The organism is Candidatus Koribacter versatilis Ellin345 (genome assembly GCF_000014005.1).
Classification (GTDB): domain Bacteria; phylum Acidobacteriota; class Terriglobia; order Terriglobales; family Acidobacteriaceae; genus Korobacter; species Korobacter versatilis_A.
This window is the reverse complement of the sequence record NC_008009.1, coordinates 4,522,326-4,537,458: the sequence shown is the minus strand read 5'-3', so window position 1 is coordinate 4,537,458 and position 15,133 is coordinate 4,522,326. Positions and strand designations below refer to the sequence as shown.

10 protein-coding genes are annotated in these 15,133 nt (G+C 57.3%); 7 read left to right on the top strand and 3 right to left on the bottom strand.

The genetic code is table 11. From position 1 onward, the window contains the following. Positions 1 to 84 precede the first annotated feature (84 nt). Complete coding sequence (locus ACID345_RS19860) at positions 85 to 1,404, top strand: APC family permease (protein ID WP_011524634.1); 1,320 nt, start codon at positions 85 to 87, stop codon at positions 1,402 to 1,404. A gap of 3 nt (positions 1,405 to 1,407) precedes the next feature. On the opposite strand, the gene menC is transcribed toward ACID345_RS19860, so the two are convergent. Genes menC through ACID345_RS19845 form a run of 3 tightly spaced genes read right to left on the bottom strand, consistent with a single transcriptional unit; the run spans position 1,408 to position 4,235 of the window. Continuing rightward, positions 1,408 to 2,520 carry an o-succinylbenzoate synthase gene (gene menC, locus ACID345_RS19855; protein WP_011524633.1) on the bottom strand — a complete coding sequence of 371 codons (1,113 nt, stop codon included), beginning with the start codon at positions 2,518 to 2,520 and terminating at the stop codon, positions 1,408 to 1,410. A 25-nt stretch (positions 2,521 to 2,545) separates the two neighbouring features. Then, positions 2,546 to 3,334, bottom strand: coding sequence for a GNAT family N-acetyltransferase (locus tag ACID345_RS19850; RefSeq protein ID WP_049761986.1), 789 nt, complete (start codon positions 3,332 to 3,334; stop codon positions 2,546 to 2,548). A 16-nt stretch (positions 3,335 to 3,350) separates the two neighbouring features. After that, positions 3,351 to 4,235, bottom strand: a complete 885-nt coding sequence (locus ACID345_RS19845) for a MurR/RpiR family transcriptional regulator (RefSeq protein WP_011524631.1) — start codon at positions 4,233 to 4,235, stop codon at positions 3,351 to 3,353. A 223-nt stretch (positions 4,236 to 4,458) separates the two neighbouring features. Between ACID345_RS19845 and ACID345_RS19840 the strand changes: the two genes are divergently transcribed. The 6 genes from ACID345_RS19840 to ACID345_RS19815 all read left to right on the top strand — a co-directional run bounded on the left by ACID345_RS19840 (position 4,459) and on the right by ACID345_RS19815 (position 15,132). Further along, positions 4,459 to 7,884, top strand: a complete 3,426-nt coding sequence (locus tag ACID345_RS19840; RefSeq protein WP_011524630.1) for a TonB-dependent receptor — start codon at positions 4,459 to 4,461, stop codon at positions 7,882 to 7,884. Positions 7,885 to 7,968: 84 nt separating this feature from the next. Further along, positions 7,969 to 9,945: a serine hydrolase domain-containing protein gene (locus ACID345_RS19835; RefSeq protein WP_011524629.1), complete on the top strand. Its 1,977-nt coding sequence runs from the start codon at positions 7,969 to 7,971 to the stop codon at positions 9,943 to 9,945. 259 nt (positions 9,946 to 10,204) lie between these two features. Continuing rightward, a complete protein-coding gene (locus ACID345_RS19830; protein ID WP_011524628.1) occupies positions 10,205 to 10,504 on the top strand; it encodes a c-type cytochrome in 300 nt (99 codons plus the stop codon). Positions 10,505 to 10,582: 78 nt separating this feature from the next. After that, the gene (locus ACID345_RS19825) at positions 10,583 to 11,506 is read left to right on the top strand and encodes a DmsE family decaheme c-type cytochrome (protein WP_011524627.1); all 924 of its coding nucleotides are present in this window, start codon (positions 10,583 to 10,585) and stop codon (positions 11,504 to 11,506) included. Positions 11,507 to 11,514: 8 nt separating this feature from the next. Further along, positions 11,515 to 13,758 (top strand): hypothetical protein, encoded by a 2,244-nt coding sequence (locus ACID345_RS19820; protein WP_148210189.1) that lies wholly within the window; start codon positions 11,515 to 11,517, stop codon positions 13,756 to 13,758. Positions 13,759 to 13,992: 234 nt separating this feature from the next. Beyond that, on the top strand, positions 13,993 to 15,132 hold the full coding sequence (locus ACID345_RS19815) for a glycosyltransferase family 4 protein (protein ID WP_011524625.1): 1,140 nt from the start codon (positions 13,993 to 13,995) through the stop codon (positions 15,130 to 15,132). The last annotated feature ends 1 nt before the right edge of the window (position 15,133 follow it).

Here is a 15,133-nt window from a genome sequence, read left to right as displayed (position 1 = left end):
CAATTCAAATTTCTTAGAAAAGCGAACCTCTGTTACCCTGTGCGTCACTTCGCAAACAACGTTCGTCATTCGAAGGACAATTTCTTGCCGCTGCTGCGCACCCTGACTCTTCGTGACGTCGTACTGCTCATCGTTGGCACCGTGATTGGCTCCGGCATTTTTCTTGTTCCCGGCCCGGTGCTTCGCAACGTGCACAACCGCGTGGACCTCGCACTCGCAGTTTGGCTCCTCGGCGGACTTCTCTCGCTGATGGGCGCGCTCACCTACGGCGAACTCGGCGCGATGAAGCCCCAAGCCGGCGGACTCTACGTTTACCTTCGCGATTGCTTTGGCCGCCCGCTCGCATTTCTGTACGGCTGGGCGTTGTTCTTCATGATGAGCAGTGGTTCGGTCGCGACCCTGGCGGTCGCCTTCAGTACATATCTGCGACAGATCGTGCCGCTGAACGATATCGAAGCGAAAATCGTCGCTTCCGCGATGATCGTGGTCGTCGGCGTAATTAATGTGATCGGGACGCGCAAGAGTGCGAATGTGCAGAACGTCGCAACCGCGCTGAAAGTTGCGGCCATTCTCGCAATGACCGTTGTGCTCTTCGCGCTTGGAGGTCACAGTTCCGCCACCGTGACGGCCACCACCACCCAAACCGGGACGCTCTACAGCGGCTTCGGCCTCGCCATGATCAGCGTGCTCTGGGCGTATGAAGGTTGGCAGTACTGCACCTTCAGTGCGGGAGAGATCGCGGATCCGCAAAAGACGTTCCCGCGCGCACTGCTTGTCGGAAGCCTTGTGTTGGTGAGTGTCTATGTTCTCGCTAACCTTGGGTATCTCGCGGCGCTGGGCGCAGGCGGGGCGGCTGCCTCGAACCGTGTAGCTTCCGATGCGATTGGCGCTGTGCTTGGACCGGGTTTCGCCAAACTGATTTCGCTCGCGATCCTGGTTTCCATGTTCAGCGCGGCGAACGGCTTGATCCTCACCAGTCCACGCGTCTATTACGCCATGGCGCAGGACGGCGTCTTCTTCCGCAAACTGGCCGAAGTGCATCCTCGCTACCAAACGCCGGCCTTTGCAGTCATCGCCGGTTGCGCCTGGTCGATCGTGTTGGCTGTCTCCGGAACGTTCGAACAATTGCTCACCTATGTCATCTTCACGGGTTGGATCTTTTACGCATTCGGCGCACTCGCCGTGTTCGTCTACCGTCGGCGCGAGCCCGATGCCGAGCGGCCCTATCGCGTTCCGGGATATCCCGTTACTCCCATCCTCTTCGTGCTTGCAGCGACTGCGCTCGTGGTCAACACCGTCATCGCGCAACCTGCGCGTGCGGCTGTCGGCTTGGGTCTGGTGCTCGCGGGCGCTCCGGTTTACTTCATCTGGAACGCACGCTCCAAACGCCAAGCCAAAGACTGACTACTACACGCTATTCGGAAGAGCACCGACAGGAACCTCCGATGTCGCCCGCCATTCCTGCTCCCGGACGGTCAGTCGCTTTACGCGATCTTCATTCACTTCGTATCCGAGCCCCGGCGTTTTTGGCACCGGAATGGTGCCGTTGCTGCGCACCTCAATCTCCGGTTCGATGATGTCTTCTTCCCAGTAACGGCGGCTCGCGGAGACATCGCCGGGTAGCACGAATCCAGGAAGGGCACTCATTGCAACGTTGTGTGCGCGCCCTACGCCGGACTCCAGCATCCCGCCGCACCACACGGGAACGTTGCGGTGCAGGCAGACGTCGTGAATGTGCCGTGCTTCGCTGTGACCGCCAACTCTTCCCAGCTTGATGTTGATGATCCCGCAGGCATGCATTTCAATCGCTGCCCGCGCATGGCCTGCGTTGTGGATACATTCGTCGAGACAAATCGGAGTTTTCAATTGCTTCTGCAAAAGTGAGTGAAGGTAGATGTCGTCCCAGTTCAACGGCTGCTCGATCATCATGAGATCGAACGCGTCGAGTTCCTTCAGGAGCGGCGCATCTTCCAGCCGATACGCAGAATTTGCATCCACCATGAGTGGGATCGTTGGATACTTTTCGCGCACCTGGCGCACAACTTGGAGATCCATGCCCGGTTTGATCTTCAGCTTGATGCGGCGGTATCCAGCCTCAAGCTCTTGCTGAATCTTCTCGAGAAGGACCGATGTGTCTGCCTGGATTCCCAGCGACACGCCAGACGCGATCTCCTCGCGCTGACCGCCGAGCAGCTTGCTGAGCGGCTGTTGTTTTGCGATGGCCTCAATTACCCAGAGCGCATTCTCGAAGCCGGCCCGAGCCATTTCATTTCCACGAATGCCTTGCATTAGCAGCGTGGCGTCAGCGGCTCGCTCCACGCTCTTGCCGAGTACCATTGGCACAATGAAATCCTGAAATACATGCCAAGCGCTGTCAGTGGTTTCAGCGTTGTAAAACGGCCCTTCGGGCGTCGTGATTTCGGCCCACCCCGTTGCGCCTTCCGAGCGCACTTCCACGAGCAGCACGCGCCGGTTCACCGTGGTTCCAAAGCTCGTCTCAAAAGGCGACCGCAACTTCATTTGCAGTTCCCGCAAAGCTACAAAATCAATACGCATAATTTTTTTCCAAAATGAAATAGCCGTTGTTTTCGTCGGTTGTAAATGCAGTCACTGTGTACTGTTGCTCAAATGCATCCTGGCATTGCCGACGTACACCCAATTGAATTTCCGCGGCTTTCGAAGGATCCGCATGGCGAAGTTCGTTCATGTTTTTCGGGACAGAAATCTTGCGTTGGTTGTCGCCAGGCTCATGTGCTTTACCGGCAATATGAGCCCGCACCCGCCCTGAATCCAGGTGCCACGCGGCAACCAGACGGTCCGTCGGCAAATTGGAATGCAGAGGACTGGATGACACTCCGTAAAAATTCGGAAGATACCGGCGCACCACCGCTCCCAACCTGCGGATATTGAAATTTGCATTTCGTGTTTGCAGCGGGTCAAACGTCCACTCGATCAGCTTGATCCCCCGCGACAGAGCTTCCTCACGCTGCTTCAGCTTCAGCATCTGACCGATGCCACGCTCCTGGTAGGCGGAGATCACGGCAGCCATGTGCGAATGCAAGTGGACATGACCGTCGCGAATAGCAGGGAACGCCAACGCAAAGCCGATCATGCGTTGCCCGTCGAAAGCGCCGAAGACCTGGCCTCCGGTCTCGTGTGCCACCGCCATGATGTGGTGCGACACCGCCTCACTTGCATCGAAGTTCCAGACTTCCGTTTCCACCTCCACGCACGCCCGAAATTCTTCCGGAGTGGCGCAGGGCCGTATCACCACGCTGGCAGCCGTCGCTGCATCGCCTGGGCTGGACTGTGAGGATTGCATCTGCTGATTCACTCAATCTCCACGAGGATTATTCCTGGTAGAAGCGCGATCCGTGCGACTGCTCTTCTGCGACCTTGGTCATCACTTCCAGAGTTTTGGCCCGCTGCGCTTGTGCAATCGCCACCAGGAACACATTCAGCAGGCACATTGGCGCGGAGTAGGAGACACCGAAGGAATTCGAATCGATGCCGGCAAGGAAGAACTCATCCGCAAACCTTGCAACCGGCGAGATGTAGGTATCGGTAATCCCGATGCAGTAGGCCCCCGCATTGCGCGCCTGCTGGATCGCCTCAATCGTCATCCTGAGGCCGCGCCGGAAGCTGATCGCGAGCAGCACATCACTCTTGCCGAGGCTGCGCACGGCGTGTACTGCAACGCCCGGCGAGGTAGCCGCATAGGCAGGCAGCCCGATCACGTTGAAGTGATATTCCGTGTACGAGACGAGGGAAGTCGCCGCATCACCGCCAACCACCAGGATTCGTCGCGCTCGCCACATCCTGCGTGCCGCAGTTCCGAGCTTCTCCAGGTCGAGTCCGTTGTAGAGCGCTCGAATGTTTTTGAGTTCCTGGTCGAGGCAGGCCCGCATCACCGAGACCACATCGGAATCCGTCGACGCGCTCGCCTCCAGCGTGTCCAGCGAGGTCGCCCTCACCACCGACAACTCATGCAAGTAGTGCTGAAACTCTTTGTAGCTCTCGAATCCAAGGTTCTGCGCGATGCGCACCATCGTCGCTGGATCCGTCCCGAGCTTGTCCGCCATGTCGCGGACGCTGAGCAAAACGAACCGCCGCGGGTCTTCGAACGCGGGGCGCACAATCTCGCGGCGGCGCGGGCTCAATTGAGCAATCCGCTCCGCCTGGCTCATTAACCGCCACTTGCCTTTTGCCGGTGCCTTCCCATCTCGCATCTGCATTTGTGGTCGCGCTCGGCTTGCAACGTATCATATGTTTCATTTGATTTTCCAGATGAAAAATATCTAAAAATGCGGCTTGACAGCGATTACCCGCGAGTTCTACAGTTCTGCCACTTGAAACGTTTAGACTCCAAGAAACGTTTATTTCACATGTCGTTCGGGTTTGTTTTCGTCAAATAGAGACTGGGGCTGGCGTTAAAGCCGGTGAAATGGGGGAGAGACCATGACGCTCTTCGGGCAACGTATGGTGCTGCATATCGCTTGTGTGTCGTTGGTACTCATCGGGCTCGTGAACACAGTTCCGGCCCAAACCGCTTCCACAGGCGCCATCGCCGGTACGGTGACGGATCCGGCTGGAGCCGTCATCCCGAACGCCACGGTCACGGCGACCGACGCCCGCACGGGCGAAACTCGCACCACTACAACCTCCAACACCGGCGCCTACGTGGTTTCCCTCCTTAATCCCGGCACGTATGTGTTGGCGGTCACTAAGACCGGCTTCAAGCGCGCGGAGCGGCCCGACATCACCGTCCATATCACGGAGACCGTCGCTGACAACGTCCAGATGGCAGTTGGGTCGCAGAATGAAACCGTTTCCGTGAACGATATGGGCGAACTGCTGAAGACCGAAGATAGCTCTCTTGGTAACGTCGTGGATCAGCGTCAAGTCGCGAACCTGCCCTTGGTCACGCGCAACTATCAGCAAATCCTCGGCCTATCACCGGGCGTCTCGGCTGAGATTTTCAATGCCGGCGAGATCGGTCGCGGCGGCGTGGATGGTGCTCTCGTGACCGGCGGCGCCAGTTATTCCGACAACAATTTTCAGATGAATGGCGTCAACGTCAACGACCTCCAGGGGAGCGGTCACTTCAGCGGTGGCGTGTCCGCTCCGAACCCTGACACCATCGAGGAATTCAAGGTCCAGACTGGCCAATACGACGCTTCGTTCGGACGGAACGCGGGCGCCAACGTGAACGTGCTGACGAAGTCCGGCACCAATCGCTGGCATGGCAGTGGTTGGGAGTTCTTCCGCAACGAGGCCATGAATGCCAATGATTACTTCCGCAAACAGACCGACCAGCCTCGTGCCGAGCTGCGGCAAAACCAGTTCGGTTTCACGTTTGGCGGCCCTATCGTCAGGGACAAACTTCTTTTCTTCACGTCCTATCAGGGAACGCGCCAGAACAACGGCATCGATCCGAGCTGTTCGAGCAGCGTAACGCTGCCTGTGTTGACCGATGATCGCTCCAATGCAGGGTTGGCAGCAGCCGTTGGAGCGACGACAGCGTTCGGCGGTATGGACCCGTATACCGGAAATCCAGTAACTGCGGCGAACATCAGTCCGCAGGCCGCGGCGCTCTTCAATGCGAAGCTTTCGAATGGGCAATACCTGATTCCCAACCCGCAGGTCATCAAAACCGATCCTGCGACTGGCTTGCCCGAAGGCTTTTCCACGTATAGCGTGGCGTGTCCCTATCACGAAGACCAGTTCATGGTGAACCTCGACTGGCTGCAGAACTCCAAGAGCACGTTCCAGGAACGCTTCTTCTACGCGGACAGTGAAGCGACATCCACGTTGCCGCAAACCCAGACAGTTGGCGATCAAGTTCCCGGTTCTCCCTCGAAGAACCCGCAGAACTTCCGCGATTTCTCGCTCAGCCATACCTATGTGTTCACCTCGGCACTGGTGAACCAGGCACAAATTGGATTCACCCGCAACCTGGCCGGCACCAACCAGTCGTTCCCGCTGAAATATTCCGACATTGGTGTGACTGCACCCGGATTTGACGATGCACGTGCAAACATCTCGGTGCTCGGCGGCTTCGATGAAGGCGGCAACGGCCAGACGACCGTCATCGCTCAGAACAACTACATCTTCCAGGACACGCTCTCCTGGTTCCACGGACGTCACTCGTTCCGCTTCGGCGGGAACATCACGCGTTCACAGGACAATATCTCCGAGTTCGCGTTTGCCGGCTATACGATCTTCCTCGACTATCCGGGCTTGATGATTGGCGACGGTCCCTTCAATCCTTACCAGTCTGTCGACCTCGCGGGCATCACCCAGCGCGGCTACCGCGTGTGGGACGGGTCGCTCTACGCGCAGGACGATTTCAAAGTTACCCAGAGACTCACCCTCAATCTGGGCTTCCGCTATGAGCGACTCGGTGATGTCGGAGAGAACGCGGGCAGAAATGCCAACGTGAATCCTTCGCTGGTGAATCCGAATCCAGGAGCCGCTGGAAGTCTCGAAGGCATCATTGTTGCCAGCAACTTTTCGGGGCAGATTCCCGACGGAGTCACTCGCGCCAGCAACGATCTCGCGATCAACGGTGACGGGCAGAACACGTGGAACCCACGCATCGGTTTCGCATGGATGTTGCCCGGCTCAGATCGCTTCGTTTTACGCGGTGGTTACGGCCTTTACCGCCAGCGAATTACCGGCCAACCCTACTTCCAGCTCGAGACCAACCAGCCGTGGGGACAGTATCGAGCTGCCGTAGGGACTGCAGGCTTCGCCAATCCGTTCGGCCCCGATCCCGGAGCATTCCCGCAGTTCTTCCCGTACTCAGCTCCCGTGGAATACCTTCCCGGACAATTTGCTGCCACTACCACGCTCTCTCCGTTTGCCTTGGCGCAGAACCTCCGCCCGCCGCTGTTCCAGCAATACGGACTGAATTTGCAGGCGCAGATCACCAAGTCAACGGTGGTACAGGTGGGCTACGCCGGCTCGCACGGCACGCACATGCTCCTCTACAACAACCTGAACCAGGCATCGGCGGCGAGTGCCGACAATCCGGTGCGCGGTCAGACCGACACTACCTTAGGCAACTTCTACGCCCGGATTCCCTATGAAGGCTTCGGTGCCCTCTACTACGACCAGAGCACCGGCTACTCGTGGTACAACGCGCTGCAGGTCAGCGTGGAACATCGATTGAGCCACGGATTGCAGTTCCTGGCCTCATATACCTATGCCAAAGACCTCACCAGCGTGTGGGGCGCCACGACCGGCGCGAACGGCGGAACACAGGTTGGCGATAACTTCAACCCGAACCGCGACCACGGTCCGGACATCTTTATTCGTCCCCACCGTTTTGTGCTCTCGTACGTTTACGAAATTCCCGGGTTCCACGACCATGGCTGGGCGAGCGCGCTGCTGTCAGACTGGAAAGTTGCCGGCGTGACGACGCTTCAATCCGGACATCTCCTGCCGGCGCTCGACGTGAATCCAACGAACGTCTACACCCAGGGTTATAACTACGACTTCGCGACCATGACACCCGGGTGTTCGCTGAGCAAAGGCGGTTCTGTTACTGGTCGCCTGAACGGATGGATCGACACAACCTGCTTCACTTCCGCTCCTCCCGCATCGGCGGATGGCGGCACGGGTTTCGGAAACACTTCGCTGGGACTGTTCAAGGGCCCGGCGCAAGCGAGCTCGGACCTCTCGTTGATCAAGGTCTTCCCAGTACGTCGGTTGAGTGAAGCTGCCAATTTCGAGTTCCGCGCGGAAGCCTTCAACGTTTTCAACCAGGTCAATTTCGCCGATCCCGATAACGTCTTCACCGATGGTCCAAGTTTTGGAACCATCACGAAGACGCTGTCCAACCCGCGCATTCTGCAGTTGGCGCTGAAGTTCTCTTTCTAACAAAACGCATCTCCCCGGCGCCGCGCAATGTGGCTGCGCCGGGTTTATCTCGCAGCTCTTGATCTGTCGGCTAGGGAGTCACGAATGAGAAAACTCGCACTCAGTCTTGGATGTATCGCACTCATCAGTTCCAGCTTCATAAACGCGCAGAACCCGCTGCCTCAAAAGACGAACAAAGAAAAGCATCCCGAAGCCGCCCCCGCTACTTCGAAGGTAGTTCCCGGGGAATCAACACACGAACTCGACGCAGCCGACCTCGAAGCCTTTTTGGATGGGCTCGTCCCCACCGAGATCGCTCGCAACGATATCGCTGGCGCCGTGGTCTCGGTCGTAAAAGACGGCAAGATCATCTATGAGAAGGGCTACGGTTACGCCGACGTCAAGACGAAACGGCCGGTGGTAGCGAACGAAACCCTGTTTCGTCCGGGCAGCATCTCCAAGCTCTTCACCTGGACAGCTGTCATGCAGTTGGTGGAACAAGGCAAGCTGGATCTCGATAAGGAAGTAAACGAATATCTCGATTTCAAAATCGAGGCCGCGTTCGGACAGCCGATCACCCTACGTAACATCATGACCCACACCGCAGGGTTCGAAGAAGCGGTCAAAGATCTCATTACGGCAGATCAGAATGGTAAGGAAGATCTTCGCGGCTACGTCATATCGCACCAGCCGCGTCGCATCTACCCGCCGGGAAAAGTTCCGGCCTACTCCAACTACGCTACTACGCTGGCGGGCTACATCGTGCAGCGCGTCTCCGGCGAACCGTTCGACGACTACATCGAGCACCACATCTATCAGCCGCTCCACATGGAGCACGCCACTTTTCGCCAGCCTCTTCCGAAGGGCTGGGAAGCCAACGTGTCTTCCGGCTACGACGTGGGCTCGGGAGAAGCGAAGCCCTATGAGTTCGTGACCGCATTCCCTGCGGGCTCCGTTGCCATCACGGCAGACGACATCTCGCACTTCATGATTGCTCATCTGCAAAACGGCGAGTATGAAGGCGCGCAAATCCTGCAAACCGCGACCGCCCAGAAAATGCACTCGCGCACGTTCTCGGTCGGGCCGCGATTGAACGGCATGTGCCTCGGTTTCTATCAGGAAAATCGCAACGGACACACCATCATTGGCCACGCCGGCGATACCCAATACTTCCACAGCGACTTGCACCTTATTCTGGACTCGAACGTCGGGTTCTTCATCTCGCAGAATAGCGCCGGGAAACCTGAAGGTGGTTTGCGGGAAACGGTGTTCCATCATTTTCTCGATCGTTACTTCCCCTACACACCGCCGCCGACAACCGCCATCGCCTCTGCCAAACAGGACGCCGCCCGTCTCGCAGGTTATTACATGAGCAGCCGTCGCCCGGGCCCGAACTTGCTGGATGCGCTGAACGCGATTGGCCAGTCGAAGGTCGGCGCTGATGCCGACGGCAACGTCATCATCGAAGATTTCAAGGCGCCCAACGGTCAGCCCAGGAAATTTGTCGAAGTTGAGCAGAACCTCTATCGCGAGCAAGATGGCCAGGCACAGCTCGAATTCTTTACCGACTACAGCGGCGCCCAGTCGTTCGCCATGGACTATCCGTTCATGATGTGGATGAAGCCCGGTGCCGTCCGCACCAAGCCATTCGCGCTCTTCACCCTCATTGCTCCGATCGTCTTTTTCTCTCTCGCGTTGGTTCTTTGGGGAGTGGGCGCGGCAGCCCGCCGGCACTACGACAAACGTCTGAACCTCGATCCAGTCCACGCGCGCCGTCATCGGCTGCTGATGCTTGCGGCCGCGTTGAACCTTATCTTTATAGCGACGGTTGTCGGCATTTTCAGCGCCCTGGGCGAACTGGGACTGAATACCAGCAGCAACTGGCTCTATCGAGTGATCCAGTTCACTGCCTTGCTCGCGGTGGTTTCGACGCTGATCGCGATTTACAACTTCTTCCGCCCGTGGTGGGAGCAACGATGGTGGTGGAACCGTGTTTACGACGTCCTGTTCGTGCTCTCAGCGATTTTCATGACCTGGTTCATTCTGGAATGGCATGTCCTTGCGCCAAGCCTGAAGTTCTAGGAACGACATCAGCAGACTGGCAAGTTAGTCCGGTTACCTGATAATCCCGGCATTCCGCTATGGAATGCCGGACTTTTTTGGCCGTAAAGTAACTGCCCACTGACGGACACGTTCGTGTGTAAGTCTCTGCTGCCAAATCCGATGCCCTGTAAGATTTAGCAGTTTGCTCGCCGGTGGATTCGAGACTAGAGTTTTCGCACTCTTGAAGTAGTGTGGGGACCGTAAGAAACACGATTTCAATTTGGCGAGGAATTTCTCCATGAGAAGCCGCTTTTTCCGCATCGTTTTCGTTCTGACAATTCTCTCGACCGCGCTGTGGGCAGCGGACGACGGCGCGGCCCTTTACAAGAAAAAATGCGCCCACTGTCATGGCGCCAGCGGCGAAGGCAAACCCGCTATGAAAGCCCCCGCGCTGAAGGGCACCGCACTGGATGCCGGAGCGGTCGCCGACCAGATCACAAAGGGCAAGGCCGGGAGCAAAGCACCACACACGAAGGGCATTTCCGGCGTTACCGACGATCAAGCGAAGGCCATCGCAGCCTACGTTAAAGGCCTGTAGTTCAATATAGGAACGAATCGCGACTCGCGTTCCTGTTGATTCACTGCAACACTGCCGAAGTTGGTTGAGGAGTTGATCGTGCAGGTCGGACGAGTCTTACGATTCTTGCTGTGGACAATTTCCGTTGTCGTCCTCTCTCTCATCGTGATTCGCCCATTGCGGGCGTCAGGACCACAAGAGAAGAGCGCTGCAGTTCCGGCGCCGGCAGAGCCTGCACACTATGTCGGCGTTGACACCTGCAAGACGTGTCACGAAGACCTCTACAAGACACAGTTCGAGCGGACCCCTCACTACAAAACTACGCTGGGCGACGGCCACGGATGCGAATCCTGTCACGGGCCGGGGTCGGCGCACGTTGAGGGCGGCGGCGACAAGTCGAAGATCTTCTCTTTCAAGAATGTATCGAAGCAGGAAATCAACAGCCGGTGTCTGACCTGCCACGGAGAAAAGCAGGAACAGCGCCACTTTGCGTCATCCGTCCATGCAGGCAGCAATGTTGGCTGCCTCGACTGCCATTCGCCCCACCAGGCACGCGAGCCGGAACACCTTCTCGTAAAGAGCCAACCCGAGCTCTGCTATTCCTGCCACGCGGCCGCGAAAGCAGACTTCGCAAAGCCCTACCACCACCGCGTCAATGAGCACCTTATTCAGTGCGCAGACTGCCATAACGTTCACGGCACCACCACCGTTCGACAGGCGCGCACCGTAGCCAATGGGGACGCAGCCTGCTATAAGTGCCACGCCGACAAACAAGGTCCGTTCGTTTACGAACACGTGCCGGTAAAGACCGAAGGCTGTAGCAGCTGCCACACGCCGCACGGATCCACGAATCCGCGTTTGCTGCGCGTCAGCCAGGTGAACCTGCTATGTCTGCAATGCCACTCGTTCCCAGCGCAGGGACCCGCCGGACCGGGACATAACCAGTCCACTAAATACCAGGCGTGCACCATGTGCCACGCGGCAATTCACGGCTCCAACGCGAGCAATGTGTTCTTCCGATGAAGGGGCGCATGATGATCTCGACCCTGCTTCGACTCCGACGGCTCTGCCTCCTTGTTACAACGATGAGCATGTTCGCTGCCGCCCAATCCACTGATCCCGGATCCGGCCAGACTCCCACTGCGCCCGAAGGTTGGGATGCCAGCGGCTATACCGTGCACCAGACGGTAGAAATTGGTTATCGCGGCTCTGACGTTTCAGGCAGCCAGGATATGTACGATTCGCTCGTCAACCTGCGCAGTGGCCCGAGGTTTTTAGAGCAGAGTCTCACCATGCAGTCGATCGACCACACCGGGGTGCTGTTCGACAATCTCAGCATTAACAGTTTTGGATGGGGTGGCGATCCCAACAACGCACTGCGCGCGCGCATCGACAAAAGCAAGTGGTACGACTTCCGCGCCAGTTTCCGTCGTGACCAGACCGATTTCGATTTCAACCTGCTGGCAAACCCGCTGAATACGCCAAATTCCAGCCCGAGCGTCCCCGTGCTTGACTCGCCGCATGGTTTCTTCACGCGCCGCAGAATGCAGGATTACGATCTCACGATCTTGCCTGAATCCGTGGTCGATTTCCGCCTCGGCTACTCGCACAACAATATGAGCGGACCGTCCTATTCCAGCGTCCACGAGGGTACCGACGCCCTGCTTTATCAGAACTGGAACACCACGCTGAATTCGTTTCGTGCCGGCATCGATGTCAAACTGGCGCCTCGCACCGTTCTCAGTTACGACCAGTTCCTCGACTACTACAAGGGCGACAGCAACTGGCAACTCGCTCCGTTCTTCCAGGCCTTCCTGCCCGGAGGCACGCAGACGGTTGAGTTAGGTCTGCCCGTCGCTACCGCAGGCAAAACGCCGTGCGCCATCAATCCGCCCAACACTAGCCTGATCGATCCCACGGGCACGCTGACCAACACTGCCTGTAATGCATATTTCGATTACAATCGCACCAACCGGATTCGCACCACGACACCCACCGAGCGTCTGAGCTTCCACAGCAGCTACTTCGATAGACTCGATTTCTCGGCCTCCTATGCCTACAGCTCGGCTGACATGGACGCCCCCTTCAACGAATTCTTCAATGGTCTCTCGCAGCGCTCAGGAGTGCGGCAGGAAACGCTTACCGGTCCCGCGCATGCCTCGCGAATCTCCAACGTCGCGGATTTCAGCGCCACGTTCCATATCTCGAAGCAATTCAAATTCGTGGATACGTTCCGCCTCTGGGCCTTCCGCACTCCTGAGAGTTTTGCCGGCACCGATACCAGTTGGGTCTGCAACGACTCGAGCAACTGCTACCTGCTCACTCCCATGAGTGCCACCACGCCAAGCGCGGAGACGATCAACGACAACTTGTCCTTCAACCAACGCTGGACGACCAATGAAAGTGATCTGGTGTGGGACGGTTCCAAGCACTATGGCGGCCGCATCGGCTTCCGCTACGGTAACCAGATCTTCCACCACATTCTCGATTTCACCACCGGGGATGAAGACCGCATTGAAGTGCATCAGTACACGCCTCTCGTCGGCTTCTGGCTGCGGCCGAGCATGAATATGCGCTTCAACTTCGACTGGGAGCGCCAGAGCAGCGACGACACCATTGTTCGGATCGCGCCGCGCGTCCAGTCGCGTTACCGCATCATGGCGAATTACACGCCCAAACCCTGGGCCGTTCTCAGTGCCAACGTCAATCTCTGGGACGGTTCCAACGGCGACTCCCTCATCGACTTCAGCGGACACAATCGCAACTACGGTGTCTCGGCGACCATCACGCCACGCGAAAGCTTTAGCCTCGACTTCGCCTACAACTACAACGATTTCGAGCAGAACGCATTCGTCTGCTTCAACAATTCCGACACTACGTTGCCGGTGGTCACTACTGCCGGTTCCTGCACTGCCAACGGATACGACGACTCCGGCAATCCGCTGCTCACCTTCGGCTACTACAAGAACCACGTTCACTACGCGATGGGCTCCATCCTGTTCCGCCCGCTGAAACGCGTAACCACGCAGCTGGGCTACTCCATCAACAGCGTCGGAGGTTCCATCCCGCAGTTCAACAGCCTCCAGCCGCTTGGTGCCCTGCAGTACAACTACCATCAGCCGCTGGCGAGCCTCGCCGTTGATCTCGGCCACAACATAACTGCCAAGGGTGGTTGGAACTACTACCAATACGGCGAGAAATCGTTTATCGGTCCCACCGACAACCGCTATTTCCACGCCAACAACGCCACTGCTTCTTTGCGCTGGTCGTTCTAACGCCTATACCAAAGTATCGAACGGTACGTTCGTCTGATTTTCTGCCGCTCTTGTTTCCGGCCTAATGCTCCTGGCTGGAATCTATGACAGGGGTGCAGGATTGGATGCCCCGTTGTATCACGCTCACCTTACGAAAGCGGATGCGAATTTCTGCAGCAATTTTGGTATATCATGAGTAACACAGCAAAATTTCCACCTCCTTACCTGTACTCATCCCTTGCGTTTTGAAGGCCAATGGCGACTTTCAGAGTAGGTCTGAATCTCATTTATCTGCAACCGGGCCGGCTTGGTGGGACGGAAGTATATGCTCGCGAATTGCTGCAAGAGATCGAGGAGCAGAACCAAGAATTTGATTTCGTTCTGTTTCTGAGTCCTGAATCGTATGAGACCGTAAATTATGTTTCTTCGCGATTTCGCAAGGTACGGGTGCCGATTTCGTCACAATCTCCGTCGAAGCGGCACTTGCTCGAGCAGACGATCCTGCCTCGGTTAATTGCCCGAGAGGGAATCGACCTGCTGCACTCGATGGGGTATGTGTGTCCGCTGTTGGCTGAGTGCAAACAGGTTGTGACCGTGCACGACATGCTGTATGAGGTCCATCCAGAGTACTTGTCGAAACTGAAGTTGTTATTTTGGCGTTTTTTTGTTCCGCGATCGGTTCGCCGTTCGGTACGCACGATCGCGGTCTCGCAAAATGCAAAAGAGGACATCGTCAAGTACTGCGGAGTGGATTCTGCCAGGGTAGTCGCCATCCATTCAGGAATACGGTTTCAACCGCCTGCGGACGAGGCGCAAGTGACGGCAACGTTGGACAAGTTTGGGATTAAGCGGCCATTCGTGTTGGCTGTAGGCTGCGGCCGTCACAAGAGGGTGGATTTGATTGAGGAGGCTTGCAGACAACTGGACGTCCAGTTGGTAGTCACTGGCCTGCCTGAGAGCAGAGTAGTTCCACATAGGACGGAGCGAACGTTCTACGCAGGATTCGTTTCGGCTGAGGATCTGCGCGCGCTTTATGCCGCAGCAGAGGTCTATGCAACCGCATCGAGCATGGAAGGGTTCGGCCTGACACTGCTGGAGTCAATGATGCAAAACACTCCGGTGATCAGCTCTGCCGCGGGCTCGCTTCGAGAGGTTGGAGGCGACGCTATTCTTGCTATTGAGACCCCGACTTCCGCTGCACTGGCGAAAGCGATTTCCGAAGTTATGTTGGATCGGCAACTGCGCGATCGACTCGTGAATGCGGGGAAGCAGCGACTGGGACAGTTCACTTGGAAAGAGTCGGCCCGTCGTCATCTCGATGTTTATCGAGAGGTTCTGTCGGGTAGCGCCGAACGCCCAATGGCGCCGCCCAGCAGGGTCGGAGTTGGAGGCTGAA